At 60.3% G+C, this 4,735-nt stretch carries 6 protein-coding genes; 1 reads left to right on the top strand and 5 read right to left on the bottom strand.

Annotated elements, in window-relative coordinates:
- Nucleotides 1–55: 55 nt before the first annotated feature.
- Nucleotides 56–1,213, bottom strand: a complete 1,158-nt coding sequence (locus tag WBB95_RS03020) for a phospholipase D-like domain-containing protein (RefSeq protein WP_424486229.1) — start codon at nucleotides 1,211–1,213, stop codon at nucleotides 56–58.
- Nucleotide 1,214: 1 nt separating this feature from the next.
- A complete protein-coding gene (locus tag WBB95_RS03015; RefSeq protein ID WP_424486228.1) occupies nucleotides 1,215–1,805 on the bottom strand; it encodes a YceI family protein in 591 nt (196 codons plus the stop codon).
- 379 nt (nucleotides 1,806–2,184) lie between these two features.
- Here WBB95_RS03015 and WBB95_RS03010 point away from each other — a divergent pair, with 379 nt between their 5' ends.
- Nucleotides 2,185–2,475: a DUF3077 domain-containing protein gene (locus WBB95_RS03010; RefSeq protein WP_424486227.1), complete on the top strand. Its 291-nt coding sequence runs from the start codon at nucleotides 2,185–2,187 to the stop codon at nucleotides 2,473–2,475.
- Between the two features lie 87 nt (nucleotides 2,476–2,562).
- Here WBB95_RS03010 and WBB95_RS03005 read toward each other — a convergent pair whose 3' ends face one another.
- The 3 genes from WBB95_RS03005 to WBB95_RS02995 all read right to left on the bottom strand — a co-directional run bounded on the left by WBB95_RS03005 (nucleotide 2,563) and on the right by WBB95_RS02995 (nucleotide 4,428).
- Nucleotides 2,563–2,787: a hypothetical protein gene (locus tag WBB95_RS03005; protein ID WP_424486226.1), complete on the bottom strand. Its 225-nt coding sequence runs from the start codon at nucleotides 2,785–2,787 to the stop codon at nucleotides 2,563–2,565.
- 247 nt (nucleotides 2,788–3,034) lie between these two features.
- Nucleotides 3,035–3,349: an amidase gene (locus tag WBB95_RS03000; RefSeq protein ID WP_424486225.1), complete on the bottom strand. Its 315-nt coding sequence runs from the start codon at nucleotides 3,347–3,349 to the stop codon at nucleotides 3,035–3,037.
- Complete coding sequence (locus WBB95_RS02995) at nucleotides 3,346–4,428, bottom strand: serine hydrolase domain-containing protein (protein ID WP_424486224.1); 1,083 nt, start codon at nucleotides 4,426–4,428, stop codon at nucleotides 3,346–3,348. The genes WBB95_RS03000 and WBB95_RS02995 overlap by 4 nt, the downstream gene beginning before the upstream one ends.
- Nucleotides 4,429–4,735: the final 307 nt, after the last annotated feature.

Genomic DNA, 4,735 nt, shown 5'->3' with positions numbered 1-4,735 from the left:
GAGGTGATGCTATCGCAGGCAAGCCAGCTCCCACAGTTGATCCAATGTGACGCGGCTAGCCCCGCCGATCCAGCAGGTTGACCACCAACCGGTCAATCCACCCCCACACCCGCTGCTTCACCCGCCGCCACAACGGGCGCGACTTCCACGCCTCCAGGCTCACCGCCTGGCTCTGAACAAAATCCCGTTCGAAACTGCCTGCTACCGCCGCCGTCAATTCCGGGTCCAACGCCTCCAGATTCGCTTCCAGGTTGAAGCGCAAATTCCAATGGTCGAAATTGCACGAACCAACGCTGACCCAATCGTCCACCAGCACCATTTTCAGGTGCAGGAAGCACGGCTGGTATTCAAAAATCTGCACGCCGGCACGCAACAAACGCGGGTAATAACGGTGCCCGGCGTAGCGCACAGACGGGTGATCGGTGCGCGGGCCGGTGAGCAACAAACGCACGTCCACACCGCGCCCGGCGGCACGGCGCAGGGCCCGGCGCACACTCCAGGTCGGCAGAAAGTACGGGGTCGCCAGCCAGATACGTTGCTGGCCGCTGCTCAAAGCCCGGATCAGTGACTGCAAAATGTCGCGGTGCTGGCGGGCGTCGGCGTAGGCCACACGGCCAAGGCCTGGCCCGGTCGCCGGCAACTTGGGCAAACGCGGCAGACCAAAATGCGTGGCGGGTTTCCACGCGCGGCGTGCTGCGTTGGCGTGCCATTGGCGGTCGAACAGCGCCTGCCAGTCGAGCACCAGCGGGCCGCTGATTTGCACCATCACTTCATGCCATTCGGCGGTGTCTTGCCCCGGCGTCCAGAACTCATCGGTGACGCCCGTGCCGCCGACCACCGCGGTGCCTTGATCGATCAGCAACAGCTTGCGGTGGTCGCGGTACAGGTTGCGCATCCAGCGGCGCCAGCTCAGGCGATTGTAGAAGCGCAACTCCACGCCCGCGTCCGTCAGGCGTTTGCGCAAGCTCATCGTGAAGGCGAGGCTGCCGTAATCATCAAACAGGCAACGCACGCGCACGCCGCGCTCGGCGGCCAGTACCAAGGCCTGCACCATCGCTTCGGCGCACGCCCCGGCCTCCACCAAATACAACTCCAGGTCGACTTGCCGCTCGGCGCGGGCAATACCCGCCAGCATCTGCGGAAAGAACTGCGGCCCGTCGATCAACAATTCGAAACGGTTGGCACTGCGCCACGGAAACACCGCGCCGCCCATGTCAGCGCGCCGTAAAGATCAGCACCGCACCCACCGGCACTGACAAACTGATCGACGTAAGCCCGGCGGCCTTGCGCAATGCGGCAACGCCCGGCACCAAGTCGAAATCCTCGGCATGCAACACCACAGGCTCCAGGGTCACCACCTGGAAGCGTCGATCATCCAGGCGCGTGGCCAGCAGCTCGGCGCTGTAGGTTTGCGTCTTGCCGTGCAGCGTCACAGATAACGGCAGGCGCAATTCCAATTGCGCACCGGGGGCCAGGTCATTGATGGGTTGCAGGTTGATCTGCGCGCTGATCAGCGCTTCGGGGAAAGTCTTGATCTCAAACAGCTCATTGCGCATGCGCTCGTCACGCAACGGAATGCCGCTGTTGATCGACTCCAGCTCCACCTCCAACTGCGCCGCGCCCTGGCCGTCGACCTTGCCGTGCAACACCAGGAAGCGCTGCACCTCGGCGATCTCGGTGTTCTTGGTGGTGACGAACGACAGGCGCGAGGATTCGTTATCCAGGTACCAATCGGCGTGGGCAGGCACCGCGGCGGCGGCCAGCAAGGCGAAGGCCAGGGGTTTGAGGAGCGACGCGTTGAACATAAAGACTCGTGGGGCGAAAAACCTGAACGAACCTTAACTGCGCCGCCTGCCGGGCGCAATGTAACTGACGAAGCAGCGCCCATAGACAAGCAGTTGGCCACCGGGTTGCGACACAGCGTGCATAGCGTTAACCTCTGCCGCGTCGCTGCTCATCAGCGACCGGGCCTGGAAACCCGATGCTTGAGGACGCTACAGCGTCGTCAAACAATCAGCAGGCGCTTTTTTTATGTCTGCCGTTTGTGCTTTTTGGCGGCTGTGCGTGGGAGACCTTCGGGTCTGCCGGGTTCCTTTTGCCTCGGTTTCCAGCCCGCGTACAGCTGCCACCCTTCGCCTGGAAACGTTAGTGGCAGCTCTTTTGTTCATGCAAAGGGAATCAGCTATGCCTAACGTAATATCGGCCGAAACTATCGGCGCCGCGACCTTCGCAGACTGCGGCGAAGAAAAAAGCCATCTCAAACTGTTCCGCGTCAATGCTGGCGTTCCACTTGTGGAAGCCCTTGAACACGCATCGCACGTGCTCTACTACGCAAAAATGCTCTCGCTTGAGGCCGCCATGGACCCCAGGGCGGAGAAGTTCGCGTTCGCCTCGCATTATCTGGGCGAAATGGGAAAGGCCATTATCGATGATTTGCTCTTGGCGTTGCAGCCGGGAACTTCAGAACCGCAGTAAGTAACTCGCGCTCGGTGTTTCGCAGCGGGCGCGAGCCTGAACAAGCATAAAGGTATATTGTAAAAACATACACAAACGCACCAAACCTTAGTTGCCAGGCGGTAATAAAAATGCCTCATCGTTAAAATCCAAGTATTTTACAAGCCATACATTACCCACTAAATTAATGCTAATAATTTTCATACTGCTTTCCGAACTAACGTCAAAGACATCGGGCACGTTAAATTGCTCATAGTTCGCCTTAAGATAACCCACTACATCTTCAATACTTTTTACTGAACTATTATCTATAGTCAAAGTTTTAGCCGCCATTATACACCTCCACCCGCAAAGTTAAACCAGTCACCCTTCTAAGCTTCAAACTAGTGACTACGACACAGACAGACAACTGTCAGAGTTAACAGGTAGCAAGACAGCTTTGAAATAACACAAATCGCATTAAAGAATAAAACACACCAAGAAACTGAAACTCTTTTCAACCGACTCCATCTTTTTTATGAGATCACTGTTCAGCTTAAGCTGATCGCGACAAGAAGTTTGGCTCAACGTGCAAGGCGCCTCACGGCAACAACCGACACCCCTGCCTTTCCCCCATCCACCGCGCCGTGTGCGTGCGCCCCAACCCGCTTGCCGTCACTTCGCTGCTTTCCGGTTTATCGACAAACGCGCTGACTGGCACGTATTGCTTCACATACCCCAGGCAATAATCAGCGGGATTGTTTTCGACATAACGGCACGAGCAATACTCCTTGGCGGTGTACGCCGCGATGATGTCGGGGAAGGCTTGGAGGTTGACGCGCTCGTGCCAGACCCAACCCAGCAGGGCGAGTAACAGCAGCAGGAACAGGCTGGTAAACGGCCGACGTCGGATCATGGTTGCACCGCCGCGAGTACGCGTTTGAGCAGGTCGTTGTGGCGGTAACTGCCGTCGCGGTCGTCGCCGTAGCGCACGATCACCAGGTGTTCGTCGGGCAGCACGAACAGTGCCTGGCCCCAGTGGCCGAGGGCGGCGAAGGTGTCGGCGGGGGCGTCGGGCCAGGGTCGGGGGGCGCCCTGCACGTCGCGGTTGAGCCACCATTGGCCGCCGGGGACGGCTTCGTCCTGGCCTGCCTTGTAGTGGGCAAAGGGTTGGCGGTTGAAGGCGACCCACTCTTTGGGAAGCAGCTGTTGATCACCCCAACGGCCGTCGCGCGCCATCAGCAGGCCGACACGCGCCAGGTCGCGGGCAGTGAGGTAGGCGTAGGACGAGGCGACGAAGGTTTCGTCGGCGTCGGTTTCCCAGGTGGCGTTGCGGATGCCGAGCGGCTTGAACAGCGCGTCCCACGGATAGCTCATATAGGCCTTGTGGCCGAGCATGCCTTTGAGCGTGGCGGAGAGGATATTGCTGTCGCCGCTGGAATAGCGAAAGGCCTGACCGGGGTTGGCAGCTGGCTCGGTGTCGGCGGCGAACTCCGCCATATCCGCGCGGCCACGGGTGTAGAGCATCGCCACCACCGAGGATTTCAGTGGCGCGTATTCGTAGTCTTCCTGCCAGTCGAGGCCCGAGGCCCAGTGCAGCAGGTCGGCCAGGGTCACCTTGGGGTGCTGTTTCATCGGCGGGTAAAAGCGCGCGGCGGGGTCGGTGAGTTTGAAGCGGTTTTCGCCGTAGGCCACGCCGAGCACGGTGGCCATCAGGCTTTTGCTGATGGACCAGGTCAGGTGCGGGGTGCTGGCGGTGGTGGGGGCGGCGTAGTGTTCGTAGATGATTTGGCCATCGCGGATGACCAGCAGCGCGTCGGTGCGGATGCCTTGGCGGGTGGCGTCGTTGCGTGCCGGGAAGGCGTAGGCGTCCAGGGCATCGACGGCGGGGCCGGTGAGGGGCGTGCCTTTGGGCCATTCCTTGTCAGGCCAGGTTTCGGCGTGGGTGGTGAGGGGGACTAGCAGGAGGGCAACGTAGAGTAGGCCTCTGACCATGGGTGCGGACTCAAGGGGGGCATTCGTGCCCGCGAGGCTAGACGAGGGGGATGACGGTTTTGTTACGCGGGTGGGGACGGGGCGGGGCATATCCGTTATTTGGGTGATGGCTTATTAGGGTTTCGCCCTTACGGCGACTCACTTTGGAAAAGCCCCAAAGTAAGCAAAGGGCTCTTGCCCCTCCACTCGGTGCCTCGCTGTGGCTCGGCATGCCCTCACTCCGGCTTGAATCCGTGGGCCGCCGTGACGGGCCATCCATGGCCCAACACGGCTAACCCGGCGTCCTGCCGGGTTACCCACGGATTCA

The organism is Pseudomonas sp., assembly GCF_049645325.1.
Taxonomy (GTDB): Bacteria; Pseudomonadota; Gammaproteobacteria; order Pseudomonadales; family Pseudomonadaceae; genus Aquipseudomonas.
Note: the sequence above shows the minus strand (reverse complement) of the source record. Positions and strands in the feature narration are given on the sequence as shown.

Bases quoted from the DNA above. Each gene is read 5' to 3' on its own strand.
- WBB95_RS03015 (WP_424486228.1), bottom strand. From the start codon at position 1,805: ATGTTCAACGCGTCGCTCCTCAAACCCCTGGCCTTCGCCTTGCTGGCC.
- WBB95_RS03005 (WP_424486226.1), bottom strand. From the start codon at position 2,787: ATGGCGGCTAAAACTTTGACTATAGATAATAGTTCAGTAAAAAGTATT.
- WBB95_RS02995 (WP_424486224.1), bottom strand. From the start codon at position 4,428: ATGGTCAGAGGCCTACTCTACGTTGCCCTCCTGCTAGTCCCCCTCACC.
- WBB95_RS03020 (WP_424486229.1), bottom strand. From the start codon at position 1,213: ATGGGCGGCGCGGTGTTTCCGTGGCGCAGTGCCAACCGTTTCGAATTG.
- WBB95_RS03000 (WP_424486225.1), bottom strand. From the start codon at position 3,349: ATGATCCGACGTCGGCCGTTTACCAGCCTGTTCCTGCTGCTGTTACTC.
- WBB95_RS03010 (WP_424486227.1), top strand. From the start codon at position 2,185: ATGCCTAACGTAATATCGGCCGAAACTATCGGCGCCGCGACCTTCGCA.